Genomic DNA, 18,194 nt, shown 5'->3' with positions numbered 1-18,194 from the left:
GTCAGCACTCCTCTCCGTCTTTGTCAAGGTCCACCTGATACACATCCCCCAGGCGCCCCCCCAGGAAACGGTTCCCCACCCGGATGAATCCGGCCGGGATATCGCTGACATAGTAGTGGTGATTCCCCTCCTCCGCGGCAGGGCGCAGGAGGTGTTTGTCGGCCAGAATGGCGGCCACGGTCCGAGCGGTCTCTTCAGCCGAGTCCACCAGGGTGACGTCCGGCCCCATGATATCGGCGATGAGCGGCTTGAGCAGCGGGTAGTGGGTGCAGCCCAACACCAGGGTATCGATCCCGGCTTCTTTGAGTTCGCGCAGGTAACTCTCGGCCGTAAGGCGCGCCACCTGATTGTCGGTCCACCCCTCCTCGGCCAGGGGGACGAACAACGGGCAGGCGCGGGTCAGCACACAGGCGTCGGGCTTGAGGCGCTTGATGGCACGGGTATAGGCGCTGCTCCGAATGGTCCCGGCGGTGCCGATCACCCCTACCCGGCCACTGCGGGTCACTTCGACCGCCCGGCGCGCCCCCGGCTCGATCACCCCCACAACCGGGAGCGAGAACTGTCGTTTAAGACCGGGAAGCGCCACGGCGGACACGGTGTTGCAGGCCACGACCAGCAGCTTGATATCCCGCCGGCACAAAAACGACGTGATTTCCTGGGCGTACCGGGACACCGTTTCGGGTGACTTGGTGCCATAGGGCACCCGGGCCGTGTCGCCGAAGTAGATGGTATCTTCCTGGGGCAGCGTCCGGATGATCTCGCGCAGCACCGTCAGCCCCCCTACCCCTGAATCAAATATGCCGATGCCCTGCCAAGACACGCCTGAACTCCTCCCGAATAGCCCCTAAACGCTGATGAATTTTGAATTATATACTCGTTTCTCTTTCCGAGGCAAGCCATTTGACGGACCGGCACAATCGCCGGAATGCTTCTTATTGTCCTTGACAAATCAGGAACCACTTATTACCTTGAAATCAAGAACTAGCACTCCCTGATGTTGAGTGCTATTTTTTTGAGGTTTGGCCATGAACGTGGAGCTGTCGACCAGAAGCAGACAGATACTTGAAGCGATTGTCGAGGATTACATCGCCACCGCCGAACCGGTCGGCAGCGGTTCCGTAGCGCGCAGACACGCCCTGCCCCTCTCGACGGCCACCATCAGAAACGTCATGGCCAACCTTGAAGAGATGGGGCTTTTGACCTCGCCCCACACCTCGGCCGGCCGGGTGCCGACCGAAAAAGCCTATCGACTCTACGTGGACTCCCTGGTAGCGCTTCGGCAGGTCAGCCGTGACGAAAAGAAGCTGATCATACGCCGCTGCCGCGAAGCCGGGGCCGGGCTTCTGGGGATTCTCAAAGAGACCAGCCGCACCCTGTCGTCGCTCTCCAATTATATGGGTATCGTCGTGGCGCCCAGCTTCACGTCGGACGTGTTCCGCCATATCGAATTCATCCGCATCGGGAGCCACAAGGTGCTGGCGATCCTGGTATCCAGCAACGGCACGGTGCAAAACCGCCTGGTGGAAAGCGATACGGAATTTTCCCAGGCCGACCTGATCACCATGGGCAATTACCTGAACGAGCTGATGCAGGGGCTGACCATCTCCCAGGCCCGGAAACGCATCCTGGAAGAGATGCACACCGAGAAGATGCAGTACGACAACCTCATGTTGCTCGCCCTGCGCATGACCGAGCAGGCCGTTTCCGGTGAGGGAGACGAAATATTCGTCGAGGGCCAGGCCCGCATCCTCGACCAGCCGGAATTCAACGACGTGGGTCGCATGAAGGATATTTTCCGCGCCTTCGAACAGAAGGGGCAGTTACTGAAGCTCCTGGAACGGTGCATGTCTGCCGATGGCGTGCAGATCTATATCGGCTCCGAATCCCCCCTGAGCCAATCGGCCGGTGTCAGCCTGATCACATCCCGTTTTGTCACCAGCAGCAATACCGTCGGGTTGCTGGGGGTGATCGGCCCCACCCGGATGGGCTACTCCAGCGTCATCCCCATCGTCGATTACACCGCTCGCCTGGTAAGCCGGATGCTCGCGGAAACCTGAGCCGCAACGCAGTATATCTTAGAAAGAGGATTATAAGCGACCATGAAAGCGCACGATACCGTAGAACCGAAGAACGCCGAACAAGCCGCCGGCCAGGGTGGCGGCGCCGCAGACCAAACCGCAGCCGGAGTACCGGAGGTCGAGCCCCTGTCCCTCGAGGAGCAGCTCGCCGCCAAGGAAAAGGAAGCGCGGGAGAACTGGGACCGCTTCCTGCGGGAACGGGCCGATCTGGAAAATCTGCGCAAACGTACCAATCGCGAAAAAGAGGAATTGCTCAATTACGGCTACAAGTCGCTGATCGAGGAGATACTGCCGGTACTGGACAACCTGGAGCGCGCCCTGGGCCATGCCTCCGAGGACGGGTTGCCCGCCCTGGTGGAGGGGATTCGCATGACCCACACCATGCTGCTGGCGTCGCTCCGAAAATTCAACGTGACGCCGGTCGAAGCGGTCGGCGCCCCCTTTGACACGGCCTTCCACCAGGCCATGGCCCAGGTGCCGACCGATGAATTCCCCCCCAACACGGTTGTGGAGGAATACCAGAAAGGCTACCTGCTGAAGGATCGCCTGCTGCGCCCGGCCATGGTGTCCGTCTCGACGGAGATCAAAGGATAAAACCGTGAATCGTGAAGGGTGAATGGTGAATGATTGAAAAACGAGTGGTTTGCGGGTTACGCCATTCACCATTCACTTTTTTTCACCATACCCTTGTTTTTTCCCGAAACGATGACTAGCTTGATTTCTACAGGAAGATATGAAAAGGAGGATTATCCGTCATGAGTAAAGTAATCGGAATCGATCTGGGGACCACCAACTCCTGCGTCGCAATCATGGAGGGTGGAGAACCGGTTGTTATCGCCAATTCCGAGGGGAGCCGCACCACACCCTCGATGGTGGCTTTTGCCGAGAATGGTGAGCGCCTCGTGGGGCAGCAGGCCAAACGGCAGGCAGTTACCAACCCGGAGAACACCCTGTACTCCATCAAACGCCTGATCGGCCGCAAGTTTGAAACGGATGCGGTCAAAAAAGACATCGCCATTTCACCTTTCAAGATCGTCAAGGCAGATAACGGCGACGCCTGGGTCGATGTCCGCGACAAACGCTACTCCCCCCCCGAGATTTCGGCCATCGTGCTGCAAAAGATGAAGAAGACCGCCGAGGACTACCTGGGCGAGGCCGTCACCGATGCCGTCATCACCGTGCCGGCCTACTTCGACGACTCCCAGCGCCAGGCCACCAAGGATGCCGGCAAGATCGCCGGCCTGAACGTCCTGCGCATCATCAACGAGCCGACCGCCGCCGCCCTGGCCTACGGCCTGGACAAGAAGAAAGACGAGAAGATCGCCGTCTTCGACCTGGGCGGCGGTACGTTCGATATTTCGATCCTTGAGCTGGGCGACGGGGTATTCGAGGTCAAGTCCACCAACGGCGACACCTTCCTGGGGGGCGAGGACTTCGACCAACTGGTGATCGACTGGATCGCCGACGAGTTCAAGAAGGATCAGGGCATCGACCTGCGCGGCGACAAGATGGCCCTGCAGCGCCTGAAGGAGGCGGCCGAGAAGGCCAAGTGCGAACTCTCCACCTCCGTGGAGACCGACATCAACCTCCCCTTCATCACCGCCGACGCCTCCGGTCCCAAGCACCTGACGCTGAAGCTTTCCCGCGCCAAGCTCGAGTCGATCTGCGCCCAACTGCTGGCCAGACTGGACGGCCCCTGCCGCACCGCCTTGAAGGATGCCGGTCTCTCCTCCAGCGAGATCGACGAGGTCATCCTGGTGGGCGGCATGACCCGCATGCCGGCCGTGCAGAAACGGGTCGAGGAGATCTTCGGCAAGGCCCCGAACAAGGGCGTCAACCCGGACGAGGTGGTCGCCATCGGGGCGGGCATCCAGGGCGGCGTGTTGAAGGGCGATGTGAAGGACGTGCTGCTGCTGGACGTTACCCCGCTGTCGCTCGGTATCGAAACCCTGGGCAGCGTCATGACCAAGCTGATCGAAAAGAACACCACCATACCGTGCCGCAAAAGCCAGGTGTTCTCCACGGCCGCCGACAACCAGCCGGCCGTCTCCATCCACGTCCTGCAAGGCGAGCGTGAGATGGCGCACGACAACAAGACCCTCGGCAACTTCGAACTGACCGGCCTGCCGCCGGCACCCCGCGGCGTACCCCAGATCGAGGTCACCTTCGACATCGACGCCAACGGCATCGTCCACGTCTCGGCCAAGGATCTGGGCACCGGCAAGGAGCAATCCATCCGCATCACGGCCTCCTCGGGGCTTTCAAAGGAAGAGATCGACAAGATGGTGCGTGATGCCGAGGCCCACGCGGAAGACGACCGCAAGAAACGCGAAGCCATCGAGGCCAGAAACCAGGCCGACAGCATGGTCTACAGCACCGAAAAATCGCTCAAGGAGTTCGGCGACAAGATCGATGCCGTTGAAAAGGGGAACATCGAGAACAAGATCGCCGAACTGAAGAAGGTCATGGAAGGCGAAGACGCAGAAGCGATCAAAAAGGCCACCGACGAACTGGCCCAATCGGCCCACAAGCTTGCCGAGGCCATGTACGCCAAGACCCAGGAGGCCGGGGCCGAAGGCGAGGCTGCTGCCGGCGCCGAACAGGCCGGCGCTTCGAAACACAAGGATGAAAAGGTCGTCGACGCCGATTTCGAAGAGGTCAAAGAAGAGAAGAAATAGGCCGAAATACCTTTAATATCGGCAGGTAGCACATAATTCACCAAGCACGGGCAGTGCCTCTTCCACGGGGCGCTGCTCGTTGCATTATCAAGGACACTATTTTGGCAAACGGCGAAAAACGCGATTACTACGAGGTGCTGGAGATCCACCGCAACGCCTCCGAGACCGAGATCAAGAAGGCCTTCCGCAAGATGGCCATCCAGTATCATCCCGACAAGAACCCGGATGACAAGGCGGCCGAGGAGAAGTTCAAAGAGGTGACCGAGGCCTACGAAGTGCTTTCCGACGCCCAGAAACGCGCCCAGTACGACCAGTTCGGCCATGCCGGCGTCTCCGGGGCGGGTTTCGGCGCTGGCGGGTTCGGCGGCGGATTCGGGGCCGGCACCCCCTTCGGCGATATCTTCAGCGACATCTTCGGCGACATCTTCGGCGGCGGGACCGGACGCGGACGCGCCCAAGGGCGGCGCGGCGACGACCTGCTCTACAACATGGAGATCGGTTTCGAGGAAGCCGCCTTCGGCACCGAGCAGAAGATCGAGGTGCCCTTTGCCAAACGGTGCGGGACCTGCAACGGCTCCGGCTCGAAACCGGGCACCGAGCCGAAGGTTTGCCCTTCCTGCCGCGGCGCGGGCCAGGTCCGCTATCAGCAGGGATTTTTCAGCGTCAGCAAGACCTGCAGCCAGTGCAACGGCGAGGGCAAGGTGGTGGACGACCCCTGCCCGGACTGCCGCGGCAAGGGCAGCGTCAAGGACACCAAGACCCTCTCGGTCAAGGTGCCGGGCGGCGTGGAAACCGGGTCGCGCCTCAAACTGACCGGCGAGGGGGGCCAGGGCAAAGGCGGCCCCAACGGCGACCTCTATGTGGCCATCAGCGTCAGGGAACACCCCATCTTTCAGCGTGAAGACAACAACGTCATCTGCGAGATCCCGATCAGCTTCATCCAGGCGTCCCTGGGATGCGAACTGGATGTGCCGACCCTGGACGGCAAGGTAGCCATGAAGATCCCGGACGGCACCCAATCCGGCAAGGTCTATCGCCTGCGGGGCAAGGGCATCCCCTCGCTTCAGGGCTACGGCCGGGGCGACCAGTTGGTGATCATCAGGGTGGAGACCCCCACCAACCTCAACAAAAAGCAAAAGGACCTGCTGGAGGAGTTCGCCAAGATCAGCGGCGAGGATGTCCATCCCCTGAAAAAGGGGTTTCTGGACAAGGTCATGGATATCCTGAGCTGACGATTCGCTTCGCCACCCGGGGAAGAATACGGGATGCCCGCGTCAAATTGGCTTGCCGGGCATCCCGTTTTGCATTACTATCCCAGGGAATCGAGTCCAAACCAGTCGGAAACGGAGCGCACGCATGGATAACCAGCAGCTTGCGGAAAAGGCGACCGAGGCGCTGCACCCTTTTGAAACCGCCAATCTGATGAATACGATTCAGCATCTCACCATGAAGCAGATATTCACCCACCCGGTATTCTTGATCGCCGTCACGGCGATCTTTTTCTTCGGCGTCGTCAAACGCTCAAAAACCGTTCTGCTGACGCTGTTCACCCTGATCGCCTTCATCGTCATCGTACGTTTCGCCATGCCGGCACCCGGCGAGGAACTGTCCCTGAAATCCTTGTTGCCGTTCATAAGCTGCGGCTTGGTTATCGGTGGTGTGATCATCTACTTCTCACTCATCAAATCAGACTGAATCCAAGAGAAGGGACGTTATTTCATGAAAATCGACAAACGCGACTGGCTGTTCATCGGGCTCATCGTTGTGGTGCTGGGCATATTCTTTGCCATCTCCGGCAAAGAGAAGACCAAGTTCGTTCCTCTGGACGACAAGCATAAACCGTTTTACGATACCTTCGCCCAAACCGGCAGCAAGAAGGAAGCGGAAAAGGGGTGCGAAACCTGCCACAACGAAAAAGGGGTCCCCTTCCCCCCCAACCACCCCCCCAAGAACCGTTGCCTGTTCTGTCACAAACTGAAACGCTAGCACACCTTCAGGCAGCCCCCGCGTCAGGGGGGCTGCCTATTTTTTAACCTTAACCCGGCTATTTTCCCCTCACCACGGCGCGACATCGCACCGACGCCGCACCGGAGCGTTCCGTAACCATTGCATTTTGAACGGCATCTCGTTTTGGCCCCGATTTTGCTTCGATCACAACCGAGCCGCACACACCTCACGCAAAAGACGAGCGCGCTATGGCAGCCATCCCTTCCGACACATCCCAGAAACCCCGCATCTCCTACCACGAATTCTATACCGACGGCTTCACCCCCCGCGAGCACTACCGGCCGCTCTGGGAGCACATCCAGTCGGTCGGCCAGAACGCCTTCGAGGCCAAGGTGCACGAATCGCAACTGGCCCTGCACGCGGAGGGGGTCACCTTTACGGTCTACGGGGACTCGGACGAGGGGATCGAGCGGATCTGGCCCTTCGACCTGATCCCGCGCATCATCCCGGCCGGCGAGTGGAGCGTCATCGAGTCGGGTCTCAAGCAGCGGGTCCGCGCCCTGAACCTGTTCCTCAAGGATATCTACCACGACCAGCGCATCCTCAAGGACGGCGTCGTGCCGGCCGAACTGATCTACCAGGGCAAGGATTTCCGCCGGGAGATCATGGGCATCGACCCGCCCCACGATATCTACACCCACATCAGCGGCATCGACATCATCCGGGACGAGGACGGCAAGTACCTGGTGCTGGAGGACAACCTGCGCACCCCCTCCGGCGTATCCTACATGATCGAGAACCGGGTCATCGAGCGGCGCATCCTGCCGGAGTTCTTCGCCAAATACCGCGTGCGCCGGGTCGAGCATTACCCGGCCCTGCTGCTCGAGGCGCTGCGGGCCGTATCCCCCCGCGGCACGGGCCAGGCCGAGATCGTCGTGCTGACGCCGGGCATCTACAACTCGGCCTATTTCGAGCACACCTTCCTGGCCAAGGAGATGGGGGTGGAGCTGGCCGAGGGGCGCGACCTGGTGGCCAAGGACGACGTGGTCTACCTGAAAACCACCACCGGCCTGCAACGGGTCGACGTCATCTACCGCCGGGTGGACGACGACTTCCTCGACCCGCTCGTGTTCAGGTCCGATTCCGCACTGGGGGTGGCCGGGATCATCAACGCCTGGCGGGCCGGCAACATCGCCATCGTCAACGCCCCCGGCAACGGCATCGCCGACGACAAGGCGGTCTATCCCTATGTCCCGGACATCATCCGCTACTACCTGGCCGAGGCCCCCATCCTGCACAACGTCCCCACGTACCAGATGACCAACCCCGAGGAACGGGCCTATGTCCTGGACAATCTGGAACGCATGGTGGTCAAGGCGGTCAGCGAATCGGGCGGCTACGGCATGCTGATGGGGCCGGCCTCGACCCCGGCCCTGCGCAAGGAATTCGCCGCCAAGGTGCAGGAAGATCCCCGGAACTACATCGCCCAGCCGGTGGTCCAGCTCTCGCGCCACATCTGCTACATGGACGGCGAACTGGAGGCGCGCCACCTGGACCTGCGGCCGTTCATCATCTACGGCGACGACATCAACGTGGTGCCGGGGGGCCTGACCCGCGTCGCCCTGACCAAGGGATCGCTGGTGGTCAATTCGTCCCAGGGGGGCGGCAGCAAGGACACCTGGGTCCTGGCCGAGTAAGGAGACGCCATGCTGAGCCGAATAGCCGATTCTATCTACTGGATGTCCCGCTATCTGGAGCGGGCCGGCGATACCGCCCGCCTGATGGAGATCAACCTGCTCTACCTGCTGGAGGCCGAGGAGGACATGTCCGAAGGGGACAAGTGGCGGCCGCTGCTCAGCATCACCTCGGCGGAGGCCGCCTTCAGCGGGCTGTACGGCGAGGGGCAACTCACCCAGGGGCGCGTGTTGCAGTTCATGACCGCCGAAAAGAGCAACGGCAACTCGATCCGCACCTGCCTGCGCCTGGCCCGGGAGAACGCGCGCATCGCCCGGGACCGCATCTCGCGGGAGATGTGGGAGGCCATCAACGAGCTCTGGCTGAATGTCGACCAGCAGTTGAAAACGCCGCTGCACCCTCTGCGGGCCAGCCAGTTTTTCTCCTTTGTGCGCGGCGAGGTGGCCCGGTTCCACGGCCTGACCACCACCACCATGATGCGGGGCGAGGCCTTCGGCTTCTACCGCCTCGGCACGTTCCTGGAACAGGCCGACATGACCGCCCGCATCCTGGACGTGAAGTACCACCTGCTCCTGCCGGACCTGAGCCTGGTCGGATCGGCCCTGGACTACTACCAGTGGGCGGCCCTGCTCAAATCCCTGTCCGGGTACGAGGCGTTCCGCCGCAAGTATCACGCCGGGTTCCGCCCCATGGACGTCGTGGAGTTCACCATCTTCGAGCAGGAGTTCCCCCGCTCCCTGGCCTATACGGTAAAACGCATGCGCCGGGCCCTGGCCGATACCGGCATCACCGGCCAGCAACGCTCCCCGGCCGCCATGGAGCGGCTGGAAGGCATGTTGGCCGGCAATTCGGCGGAGCGGATCTTTTCCACCGGCCTGCATGAGTTCCTTGAGGAGTTCCTGGCCGCCATCGCCGCCCTCAACCAGGCGGCCCAGGCCGATTTCCTCGATACCCACAGGGAAGAGCCGTGATATGCGCTATTTCATAGAGCACGAAACTGTTCTGGAGTACCCGGAAGCGGTGCGCGAGCACCACGTCGAACTGCGCCTCACGCCCCGTGGGGATTCGCACCAGCGGCTTCTCGGCATTACGCTGGAAACCGAGCCGACGGCCGGGCTGCGCGGCTACCGGGACTATTACGGCAACCAGGTCACCTGCTTCGACATCATCCAGCCCCACCGCCGCCTGGTAACCCGCATGCGGGCCGAGGTGGAAAACACCCTGGCAAATCCCTTCGACTTCCGGCCGCTGCCCCCCGGCGACGAACGGGAGTGGCTCAGGGAAGCGCTGCGCACGACCCCGTCACTATACGATTACATCCTGAGCCGCAGCCCGGCCACCCCGAACCTGGGGCAACTGGACCAGGGTTTCGCCTTCCCGTGCCATGAGCCGGGCCGCCCGGTCCTGGAATCGGTGCAGCAAGCCATGGAGTGGATCACGACGGTGCTCCGTTATAAAACCGGCGTAACCACCGTCCACTCAACCCTGGCCCAGGCCCTCACCGCCGGAGCCGGGGTCTGCCAGGATTTCGCCCACCTTCTGATCGCCATCGTCAGATCGTGGAAAATTCCCGCGCGATATGTTATGGGATATCTGGCATCCCGTGAGGAGGGGGCAGAGGAGGCTCCGCCCGCCACCCATGCCTGGACCGAGGTGCTCATCCCCGGTCGCGGCTGGACCGGTTTCGACGCCACCCAGCAGATCCTCGCCAACGACCTGTTCATCCCCGTGGCCGTGGGGCGCGACTACCTGGACGCGGCTCCCCAGCGGGGCAGTTTCAAGGGGGATGTGGCGGGCGACAACCCGGTGATACGGCTGTCCATATCCCAACAATAACCCTGGAGCAACGACGCGCCATGCCTGAATCCGCCATAGCCATCAGCACCTCGTGCATCCTCTCCCTGGAGATGCCCTACAGCGAGCAGCTCTGCATCCGCCGCACGGCGTACCGCGGCGGCGACGGCCCCCGGGCCGCCATCGTGGCCGGCATCCACGGCGACGAACTGGAAGGGCTCTACGTCTGCCAACTGCTCGCCGACTGGCTGGAACAGCTGGCCCGGGAGAACCCGGCCGGGCTGGCCGGGACCGTGGAACTCTATCCGGCCATGAACCCCCTGGGGCTGGACACCCTGACCCGCGCCATCCCGGTCTTCGACACCGACCTGAACCGTAATTTTCCCGGTTCGCCCAACGGCGACCTGCCGAAACGGATCGCCCACGCCGCCATCGAGAACCTGTCCGGCGCAGCGCTGGTGGTCGATATCCACGCCAGCAACATCTACCTGCGGGAGATTCCCCAGGTGCGGATCAACACCGACTTCGCCGACAGCTTGGTCCCCCTGGCCCGACGCCTGAACCTGGACCTGATCTGGCTGCACGGCGCCATGACCGTGCTGGAGGCCACCGTCGCCCACAGCCTGAACAGCGTCGGCACCCCCTGTCTGGTGGTGGAGATGGGGGTCGGCATGCGCATCACCCCCGACTACTGCCGCCAGGTGATGTCCGGCATCCTGACCCTCTGGAAGGACCAGGGCGTGTTGACCCCGGACGTGGAACTGCCCCCCCTCGACCACCTCCCCCTGATCGCCGACGACAGCAACGTCCACTACCTGAACGCCCCCACCTCGGGGCTGTTCGTCCCGGTGATCGAGCACTGGACCGACGTACGCAAGGGGCAACTGCTCGGCACCATCGTTTCCCCCCTGCAGGGGGGCATCCTGTCCGAGGTGCGCTCCCCGGTGGACGGCATCCTCTTCACCCTGCGGGAATATCCGCTGGTGTACGAAGGGTCGCTTATGGCGCGGGTCATGGCCAGGAAAGGGAGGTTGGCGTGAGCAGCCGCGACCTGGTACTCATGACGGCCCCGCTGCGGGAGGACTTCACCATCCCCTGTCACGAGATCGGCCCGGCCGGGAACCCGGCCGTATCGTTCGTGTCCGGCCTGCACGGCGACGAGATCAACGGCATCTACATCCTGGCCCGCCTGGCCGATTTTCTCACGGCCGTGGCGGGGGGGAACTATCCGAAACTGCGCCTTGCGCAACGGGTTCTGATCATCCCGGCGGTCAATGTCCTGGGCACCAACACCCTGCGCCGCGCCTGGCCCTTCGACCAGAGCGACCAGAACCGCATGTTCCCCGGCAACCGGATGGGCGAAACCACCCAGCGCATCGCCTACTCCGTGCTGGAGGCGACCAAGAAGTCCGCCTACCGCGTGGACCTGCACAGTTCCAACCTGTACTTCGAGGAGTTGCCCCAGGTGCGGCTCTACGACCCGACCCCGGAAGAACGGGAGACCGCGCCCCTGTTCGGGCTTCCCGCCATCATGGAGCGCTCGGTGAGCCCGGTATTCACCACCACCCTGATGTATGCCTGGAAATACTGGCCCGGCCAGAGTTTCCTCCTCCAGGTGGGACAGGCGGGCTCCATACAACTGCCCCATTGCCAACAGGTCTTTCGAGGGCTGGTTTCGTTTTTGGGGAGGATCGGCGTGCTGGAAGGGGTGGAGGTGGCCGAGGCGGACCAGGAGGCCCTCTACTTCACCAGGGAGTGTTCCGTCCGCATCTATGCCGACCGGGCCGGCATGTTCGTCTCGGACAAGAGCCTGGGGGGATGGGTGAGCAAAGGGCAGGAGTTGGGGTATATCTACGACAGCTTCAACGGCACCGTCCGCACCAGGGTCATCGCGCCGGCCGCGGGGCTCTTGACCGGCATCCGCCGCCAGCCGATGCTGTTCGAAGGCGACCTTTTGGTGCGAATCTGCACCAGGACACCCTGAGGGGGCCAACGCTTCGGCACCGGTTCCAGGGCAACGCCCCCCCGGACGGATGGGACGCATTCAGGGGGCGCGCGAAACCGAAACGGTCTTTTCCCGGTATCAGTACAACTCGTACTTCAACAACCGGCATTCGATCGGCCCGTTGAAGAGCACATACCGGCGCGAGGCCTTCAGGCCGATGTATTTGGCCAGTTCCAGGTTGCCGGTCAGGATGAAGCCGGTCCACCCCCGGCAGCGTTTTTTCAGGACATCGCCGATCTGGCAGTACAACTCCCGCAGTTCGTCCTCATCCCCCAGACGCTTGCCATAGGGGGGATTGATGATCACGACCCCCTTGTCCCCCTCGGGCCTGAACTCTTCCAGGGCGGCGTGAAAGAAGTGCACCTGCCCCTCGAATCCGGCCAACGCGGCGTTGCGGGCCGCCAGGGCCAACGCCCGGCTGTCCCGGTCATAGCCGGTGATCAGGCCGAGGGGGAGCCGCTGCATGCCGCTCTCCGCCTCCCGGAGCAAGCGTTTCCATACCCTTTCGTCGAAATCCTGCCAGCGTTCAAACCCGAAGGAGCGCTTCAGCCCCGGCGGCACCCGGGCCGCCAGCAGGGCCGCCTCCACCGGGATCGTCCCCGAGCCGCACATGGGATCGGCCAGGGGAATTGAGCCGTCCCAGCCGGTCAGGGCGACCACGGCGGCGGCCAGGGTCTCGCGCATGGGGGCCTCGTTGCGTTCCAGCCGGTAGCCGCGACGGTCCAAGGCATCGCCCGAGCTGTCCAGACTGACGGTGCAGACGTTCTTGGACAGGTGGACATTGATGCGCACGTCGGGCGCAGCGGTATCCACGCTGGGACGGCTGCCGCACGCCTCCCGAATCCGGTCGACCACGGCATCCTTGGTCTTGAGGGCCACAAAACCCGAGTGGGTCAGGGCCGAGTCGCGCAGGCTGCAATCCACCGCCAAGGTCATGGCGGGGGTAATCAGTTCCTGCCAGGGGATGGCGTGCACCCCGGCGTACAACTCCTCGGGGGACGAACAGGGGAACAGGGCGAGTTGTACCAGCACACGGCTGGCGGTGCGCAGCCAGAGGTTGGCCCGGTAGAGCCCCTCGCGGTTGCAGGTAAACGCGACCCCGCCCCGTCCGGCGGCCACCTCCCCAACCCCCAACTGTTCGAGCTCGTGGGCCGCAATCTCCTCGGCGCCGCGGGGGACGGCGGCAAAACAGGTCATCTTCGGATCGGGCCGCTGGGCCTGCCGCGGGCCGGGCCGCAGAATGTGATTCTTTTCACTCATGGTGTACCGCTATCTCCTTGTCCCAAATTGCCGCCAAAAGAAGGCGCGTCTCCTCAAGGGTCCCGCTGTTGTCGATCACGACCCTGCCATGGCGTTCCTTCTCGGCCAGGGGCATCTGACTGCCAATGATCCGTTCGGCCTCTTCCCGGCCGATGCCGTCGCGCGCCATGAGCCGCTCCAACTGAACCTCGGGCCGCACCGTCACCACCCAGATCTCATCCACCCGGTCGGTGACGCCCGCCTCGATCAGGAGCGGCGCCATGTATACCAAGGTTCGCTGCCCCGCAGCCGCGGCTCGGGCAATGCGTTCCTCCGCCAGACGCCGGATCTCGGGGTGCAGGAGCGCCTCGAGCTGCCGGCGTTTGCCCGCGTCGGCGAAAACGATACCTGCCACGCGCTTGCGGTCGAGGGTCCCGTCCCCGCGCAGCACCCCGGCCCCGAACAGCGCGGCAAGCCGGGCCAGACAGGGGCTCCCCGGTTTGACCGCCTCCCGGGCCAATTGGTCGGCATCCACGACCGGCACGCCCCGTTCCTCGAAGAAGCGGGCCACACTGCTCTTGCCGGTGGCGACACCGCCGGTCAGACCGATGACGCGAATACCCGACGGCCTCATTTCAGCTCCTTCAACTCGTTGTAGGCGCGCCGGAAATTGACGTCGAAAAAGGTGCGGAATCCGGGCATGTTCTGGAACTGCGGCAATGAGAACTCCCGCTTGGCGGCGTCCACGTCGAGCCCTTTCGCGGCCAGCCGCAGGATTTCGGTGGTAAAATCGCGGAAAAAGGCCCGGAAACGTTTGATGCCGTCGTTGTCCGTCACCGCGCCCAGCCCCGGAACAACCGTGCGCGCGCCGACCTCGTCCAGGGTATCGAGATCCATGAGCCAATCGCGGAAGTAGCCGTCCCCCATGTAACCGCCCACATCGTTGAACAGGAGGTCGGAGGTGAACAGGACCCCGTCCTCGGGAAGTGAGACGAACACGTCCCCCTCGCTGTGCCCGCGCTCGGTGGCGGTCATGACGATTTCCCGGGAACCGCGCTTGATGGTAAGCCCCTGTTCGAAGAAGATCACCTGATTCTTGATCCGGCCCGGTTCCTTCCTGAGGAGTTGCCAGGTACGCTGGGAGGTGATGATGTCGGCATTGCGGGGAAAATCCGTATCCAGGGCGTCGAAGCCGCTATGGTGGTGAGTCAGGATGACGTAGCGCACCTGGAGCGGCGTTATGGTCCCGACAAAGTCGAGCAGTTCCCGGGTGGTCGCCTTGGTGAAATGGGCGCCGGCCAGAATGACCTGGTAGTCGGCCACAACGATCAGGCAATTGCTGGCGGCCCTGCTCCCCGGTTCGGCAATGGCCGCATAAACATCGCCCCCGACCTTTTGAAACCTGAAGTTGGCCGCATCGGCCGCAATCGGCAAAAAAAGCGCAACAAAGAGCACTATGGTCAAGGACACACGTTTCATGGTTCTCCCTTGAAAGCGCATTCTAACAGAGCATCCGATAAAAAGACAGATTTTTGGCTTGAGTTGGCCGCCCGATTAGTGTAATTTGTTTGGATAATGTCCGAAGCTGGACAGGAATGGTGCGGGCGGTTAGCTCAGTTGGATAGAGTACAGGCCTCCGAAGCCTGGGGTCGTGGGTTCGAATCCCATGCCGCCCGCCAATCCTGCAACACGGGATGATGTTTTACCTCTCTTTGTTCGCTATGGCTCACACGGGTAACAGTCCCATGCCAACACGCAGCACATCAGCCATTTTCTCCAGCCTCCTCCAGCCGTCTCCACTCACCATCTCCATCGTAAACATCGTGCTGCTGGTCATGCTCGGCTGGCTGGACTACATAACCGGCGATTACTCCCTGATCATCTTCTACCTGATCCCGGTATCGCTCGCGGCGTGGCATGCGGGCAGGGCGGTCGGTGCATGTTTTTGCCTTCTTGCGTTCATCACCCGCCTGGTCGCCGACGGAGCCGGCACCTCGTTTTCCTTTTCCTATTCGCCGCTCCACTACTGGAATGTTTTTGTCGAGTTCGTCTTCCTGCTGATCATGAGTTTTCTGGTCGCGGCCTTGAAACGGCACCTGTACGCGGAACGGTCGCTGGCAAGCAGCGACCCCCTGACCGGCCTGCTCAACCGCCATGCCTTTTTCGAGTCGGCCGCTCATGAGTTGCATCGTTCGCGCCAGAGCAGGCAGCCGATCTCCATCGCCTGCATCGATCTTAACAATTTCAAGGAGATCAACAACCGGTTCGGCCATAAAACGGGGGACGGCCTGCTTGTGGAGGTGGCCGACACCATCAGGGCAACGACCCGGAGCAGCGATCTCCACGCCCGGTTCGGCAGCGACGAGTTCGTCGTGCTGATGCCCGATACCGACAGTACCGCGGCCCTGCCGCTGCTCGAGACACTTCACCACCACTTGCGGCAGGCGATGGCACACAAGGATTGGCCGGTCGGTTTCACCATCGGCGCCGTCACCAGCCTGCACGATCTGCCCGCCATCGGCGAGTTCGTCCACAGGGCCGAAGAACTCGCACGCACCGCCAAGGGGCGCGACACGGACGGCATAGCGCATGTGGTGGTCTGATCATCTTCATTTTGTGACTATCACGGAGGGACCTCATGGCAAAAGGGAGTTTTGACGCAACCGACTTATTGGCGCCACTCATGTTGCGGATACCGCTGGGGCTGATCTTCATGGCTCATGGCTCGCAGAAATTGCTGGGTCTGTTCGGCGGACAGGGCTTGACCGCCACCTTCAAGACCTTTGAACTGAAAATGGGCATCCCGCCGATCTTCGCCCTCCTGGCGATCATTGCCGAATTCGGCGGCGGCTTCGGCGTGTTGACCGGATTCCTGACCCGGCTTTCGGCGGCCGGCATTTCAGCGGTCATGCTGGTGGCCATCTACAAGGTGAGCTGGGTGAACGGTTTTTTCCTGAACACCTATTGCATACCGGGCCACGGCCATGGCATCGAATTCAATATCGCGCTTTTGGGCATGGCCCTCTATCTGGTTCTTGCCGGCGGGGGCCGCTGGTGCCTGGACCGCCTGGTCTTCCGTTCGTAGGGACGGATTCGGGGACCCGTTCCCCCCTGAAATCATCATGAATACAGGAGGCGGGCCAAGCCCGCCTTTCGATTGCTAAAGGAGTATACGTGGAAATGCATAACCAGCAGGAAGTCGATAAACGCCGTACCTTTGCCATCATCAGCCACCCTGACGCCGGCAAGACCACCATCACCGAAAAACTGCTCCTCTTCGGCGGGGCCATCCAGCAGGCCGGAGAGGTCCGCGCCCGGAAGAGCTCCCGCCATGCCACCTCCGACTGGATGGAGCTGGAAAAACAGCGCGGTATCTCCGTCACCTCCTCCGTCATGAAGTTCACCTATTCCGGTTGCGAGATCAACCTGCTGGACACCCCCGGCCACAACGACTTCTCCGAGGATACCTACCGGGTCTTGACCGCCGTAGATTCGGTGCTGATGGTGATCGACTCGGTCAAGGGGGTGGAGAGCCAGACCAAGAAACTCCTGGAGGTCTGCCGCCTGCGCCATACCCCGATCATGACCTTCATGAACAAACTCGACCGGGAGGGGCAGGACCCCCTGGACCTGCTGGACGACATCGAGAAGAACCTGCACATCCAGACCGCCCCGGTCACCTGGCCGGTGGGGATGGGCAAGCGCTTCCGCGGGACCTACCACCTCTACACCAAGGAGTTGACCTTTTTCGACCCCGATGCGGCCAACGGCACCGGCCAGGTGCTGACCGCCACCGGCCTGGACGATCCGCTGCTGGACGAACTGCTGGGCAGCCAGGTGGACGAACTGCGCCATAATGTGGAACTTTTGGAGGGGGCCGCCCATCCCTTCGACAAGGAGGCCTACCTGGCCGGGCAGCAGACGCCGGTCTTTTTCGGGAGCGCCATCAACACCTTCGGCGTTCAACAGCTTCTGGACGCCTTTGTGGAGTATGCCCCCGCGCCGCTGCCCCGCGAGACGATCAGCCGGACAGTGTCGCCCTACGAAGAGCCCTTCAGCGGCTTCACCTTCAAGATCCAGGCGAACATGGACCCGGCCCACCGGGACCGGATCGCCTTCTTCCGCATCTGTTCCGGCAAGTTCACCCGCGGCATGAAGGTGCGACACGTACGCCTGGGGCGCGAGGTGCAGATCGCCAACGCCACCATCTTCATGGCCCAGGACCGGACCAATGTGGAGGAGGCCTGGCCGGGGGACATCATCGGCATTCACAACCACGGCACCATCAAGATCGGCGATACCTTCACCCAGGGGGAGGAGCTGAAATTCACCGGCATCCCCAGTTTCGCCCCGGAACATTTCCGCAAGGTCCGGCTGCTCAACCCCATGAAATCAAAGGCCCTGGAAAAGGGGCTGGTGCAGTTGGCCGAAGAGGGCGCCACCCAGGTCTTTAAACCGCTCATGGGGGCCGACTGGGTCATCGGGGCGGTCGGGCTTTTGCAGTTCGAGGTGGTCATGCACCGCCTGGAGTTCGAATACGGGGTCAAGGTGGCCTTCGAGCCGGTCAGCTACGTGACCGCCCGCTGGGTCCAGGGGGAGAAGAAGGAAATCGAGGAGTTCGAGAAAAAGGAGGTCATGCACCTCTACATCGACGGCGAGGGGAAACTGACCTACATGGCCGGCAGCCAATGGCGTCTGGACAATACGATCGAGAACTGGAAGAAGCTGGAGTTCCACGAAACCAGCGAGCATAGCTAG

General features: G+C 62.2%; 18 protein-coding genes and 1 tRNA gene. 15 read left to right on the top strand and 4 right to left on the bottom strand.

Annotated features, from left to right (window positions below):
* Position 1: 1 nt before the first annotated feature.
* Entirely contained in the window at positions 2–820 is an 819-nt protein-coding gene (gene murI, locus F6V30_RS07085; protein WP_151156183.1) for a glutamate racemase, read from the bottom strand.
* Positions 821–1,025: 205 nt separating this feature from the next.
* On the opposite strand from murI, the gene hrcA reads away from it, so the two are divergent.
* The 11 genes from hrcA (at position 1,026) to F6V30_RS07030 (ending at position 12,176) form a co-directional block, all read left to right on the top strand.
* The gene (gene hrcA, locus F6V30_RS07080; protein WP_151156181.1) at positions 1,026–2,057 is read left to right on the top strand and encodes a heat-inducible transcriptional repressor HrcA; all 1,032 of its coding nucleotides are present in this window, start codon (positions 1,026–1,028) and stop codon (positions 2,055–2,057) included.
* Between the two features lie 42 nt (positions 2,058–2,099).
* Positions 2,100–2,672: a nucleotide exchange factor GrpE gene (grpE, locus tag F6V30_RS07075; RefSeq protein ID WP_151156179.1), complete on the top strand. Its 573-nt coding sequence runs from the start codon at positions 2,100–2,102 to the stop codon at positions 2,670–2,672.
* 161 nt (positions 2,673–2,833) lie between these two features.
* Positions 2,834–4,756 (top strand): molecular chaperone DnaK, encoded by a 1,923-nt coding sequence (gene dnaK, locus F6V30_RS07070; RefSeq protein WP_151156177.1) that lies wholly within the window; start codon positions 2,834–2,836, stop codon positions 4,754–4,756.
* A gap of 101 nt (positions 4,757–4,857) precedes the next feature.
* Entirely contained in the window at positions 4,858–5,988 is a 1,131-nt protein-coding gene (dnaJ, locus tag F6V30_RS07065) for a molecular chaperone DnaJ (protein ID WP_151156175.1), read from the top strand.
* Positions 5,989–6,112: 124 nt separating this feature from the next.
* Complete coding sequence (locus F6V30_RS07060) at positions 6,113–6,451, top strand: hypothetical protein (RefSeq protein WP_151156173.1); 339 nt, start codon at positions 6,113–6,115, stop codon at positions 6,449–6,451.
* Positions 6,452–6,475: 24 nt separating this feature from the next.
* Positions 6,476–6,742, top strand: coding sequence for a cytochrome C (locus F6V30_RS07055; RefSeq protein ID WP_151156171.1), 267 nt, complete (start codon positions 6,476–6,478; stop codon positions 6,740–6,742).
* A gap of 209 nt (positions 6,743–6,951) precedes the next feature.
* The gene (locus tag F6V30_RS07050; protein ID WP_151156169.1) at positions 6,952–8,400 is read left to right on the top strand and encodes a circularly permuted type 2 ATP-grasp protein; all 1,449 of its coding nucleotides are present in this window, start codon (positions 6,952–6,954) and stop codon (positions 8,398–8,400) included.
* Positions 8,401–8,409: 9 nt separating this feature from the next.
* The gene (locus F6V30_RS07045; protein WP_151156168.1) at positions 8,410–9,369 is read left to right on the top strand and encodes an alpha-E domain-containing protein; all 960 of its coding nucleotides are present in this window, start codon (positions 8,410–8,412) and stop codon (positions 9,367–9,369) included.
* A 1-nt stretch (position 9,370) separates the two neighbouring features.
* Positions 9,371–10,234 carry a transglutaminase family protein gene (locus F6V30_RS07040; protein WP_191965599.1) on the top strand — a complete coding sequence of 288 codons (864 nt, stop codon included), beginning with the start codon at positions 9,371–9,373 and terminating at the stop codon, positions 10,232–10,234.
* 20 nt (positions 10,235–10,254) lie between these two features.
* Positions 10,255–11,232: a M14 family metallopeptidase gene (locus F6V30_RS07035; RefSeq protein WP_151156164.1), complete on the top strand. Its 978-nt coding sequence runs from the start codon at positions 10,255–10,257 to the stop codon at positions 11,230–11,232.
* Complete coding sequence (locus F6V30_RS07030) at positions 11,229–12,176, top strand: M14 family metallopeptidase (protein WP_151156162.1); 948 nt, start codon at positions 11,229–11,231, stop codon at positions 12,174–12,176. The genes F6V30_RS07035 and F6V30_RS07030 overlap by 4 nt, the downstream gene beginning before the upstream one ends.
* Before the next feature lie 99 nt (positions 12,177–12,275).
* Here F6V30_RS07030 and F6V30_RS07025 read toward each other — a convergent pair whose 3' ends face one another.
* The 3 genes from F6V30_RS07025 to F6V30_RS07015 are packed head-to-tail and all read right to left on the bottom strand — an operon-like array spanning position 12,276 to position 14,915.
* Complete coding sequence (locus tag F6V30_RS07025; protein ID WP_151156161.1) at positions 12,276–13,457, bottom strand: THUMP domain-containing class I SAM-dependent RNA methyltransferase; 1,182 nt, start codon at positions 13,455–13,457, stop codon at positions 12,276–12,278.
* Positions 13,450–14,055: a dephospho-CoA kinase gene (gene coaE / locus F6V30_RS07020; protein ID WP_191965614.1), complete on the bottom strand. Its 606-nt coding sequence runs from the start codon at positions 14,053–14,055 to the stop codon at positions 13,450–13,452. Before coaE ends, F6V30_RS07025 begins: the two co-directional genes overlap by 8 nt.
* Positions 14,056–14,066: 11 nt before the next feature.
* The gene (locus F6V30_RS07015; protein ID WP_151156157.1) at positions 14,067–14,915 is read right to left on the bottom strand and encodes an MBL fold metallo-hydrolase; all 849 of its coding nucleotides are present in this window, start codon (positions 14,913–14,915) and stop codon (positions 14,067–14,069) included.
* A 123-nt stretch (positions 14,916–15,038) separates the two neighbouring features.
* Between F6V30_RS07015 and F6V30_RS07010 the strand changes: the two genes are divergently transcribed.
* The 4 genes from F6V30_RS07010 (at position 15,039) to F6V30_RS06995 (ending at position 18,194) form a co-directional block, all read left to right on the top strand.
* Positions 15,039–15,115, top strand: a tRNA-Arg gene (locus F6V30_RS07010).
* A gap of 66 nt (positions 15,116–15,181) precedes the next feature.
* Complete coding sequence (locus F6V30_RS07005) at positions 15,182–16,039, top strand: GGDEF domain-containing protein (RefSeq protein WP_191965598.1); 858 nt, start codon at positions 15,182–15,184, stop codon at positions 16,037–16,039.
* A gap of 35 nt (positions 16,040–16,074) precedes the next feature.
* Positions 16,075–16,521, top strand: coding sequence for a DoxX family protein (locus F6V30_RS07000; RefSeq protein ID WP_149306666.1), 447 nt, complete (start codon positions 16,075–16,077; stop codon positions 16,519–16,521).
* A 95-nt stretch (positions 16,522–16,616) separates the two neighbouring features.
* Positions 16,617–18,194, top strand: coding sequence for a peptide chain release factor 3 (locus F6V30_RS06995; protein ID WP_151156154.1), 1,578 nt, complete (start codon positions 16,617–16,619; stop codon positions 18,192–18,194).

Source organism: Oryzomonas sagensis, from assembly GCF_008802355.1.
GTDB classification, from domain to species: Bacteria; Desulfobacterota; Desulfuromonadia; order Geobacterales; family Pseudopelobacteraceae; genus Oryzomonas; species Oryzomonas sagensis.
The sequence above is the reverse complement of the archived record's forward strand: the minus strand, read 5'-3'. Positions and strand labels throughout refer to the sequence as shown.

What these genes read in the sequence shown, in the direction of transcription:
- F6V30_RS07025 (WP_151156161.1), bottom strand. Translation starts at nt 13,457, where the DNA reads ATGAGTGAAAAGAATCACATTCTGCGGCCCGGCCCGCGGCAGGCCCAG.
- F6V30_RS07015 (WP_151156157.1), bottom strand. Translation starts at nt 14,915, where the DNA reads ATGAAACGTGTGTCCTTGACCATAGTGCTCTTTGTTGCGCTTTTTTTG.
- F6V30_RS07060 (WP_151156173.1), top strand. Translation starts at nt 6,113, where the DNA reads ATGGATAACCAGCAGCTTGCGGAAAAGGCGACCGAGGCGCTGCACCCT.
- F6V30_RS06995 (WP_151156154.1), top strand. Translation starts at nt 16,617, where the DNA reads ATGCATAACCAGCAGGAAGTCGATAAACGCCGTACCTTTGCCATCATC.
- grpE (WP_151156179.1), top strand. Translation starts at nt 2,100, where the DNA reads ATGAAAGCGCACGATACCGTAGAACCGAAGAACGCCGAACAAGCCGCC.
- F6V30_RS07050 (WP_151156169.1), top strand. Translation starts at nt 6,952, where the DNA reads ATGGCAGCCATCCCTTCCGACACATCCCAGAAACCCCGCATCTCCTAC.
- F6V30_RS07035 (WP_151156164.1), top strand. Translation starts at nt 10,255, where the DNA reads ATGCCTGAATCCGCCATAGCCATCAGCACCTCGTGCATCCTCTCCCTG.
- F6V30_RS07005 (WP_191965598.1), top strand. Translation starts at nt 15,182, where the DNA reads ATGCCAACACGCAGCACATCAGCCATTTTCTCCAGCCTCCTCCAGCCG.
- F6V30_RS07040 (WP_191965599.1), top strand. Translation starts at nt 9,371, where the DNA reads ATGCGCTATTTCATAGAGCACGAAACTGTTCTGGAGTACCCGGAAGCG.
- hrcA (WP_151156181.1), top strand. Translation starts at nt 1,026, where the DNA reads ATGAACGTGGAGCTGTCGACCAGAAGCAGACAGATACTTGAAGCGATT.
- dnaK (WP_151156177.1), top strand. Translation starts at nt 2,834, where the DNA reads ATGAGTAAAGTAATCGGAATCGATCTGGGGACCACCAACTCCTGCGTC.
- F6V30_RS07045 (WP_151156168.1), top strand. Translation starts at nt 8,410, where the DNA reads ATGCTGAGCCGAATAGCCGATTCTATCTACTGGATGTCCCGCTATCTG.
- F6V30_RS07000 (WP_149306666.1), top strand. Translation starts at nt 16,075, where the DNA reads ATGGCAAAAGGGAGTTTTGACGCAACCGACTTATTGGCGCCACTCATG.
- F6V30_RS07055 (WP_151156171.1), top strand. Translation starts at nt 6,476, where the DNA reads ATGAAAATCGACAAACGCGACTGGCTGTTCATCGGGCTCATCGTTGTG.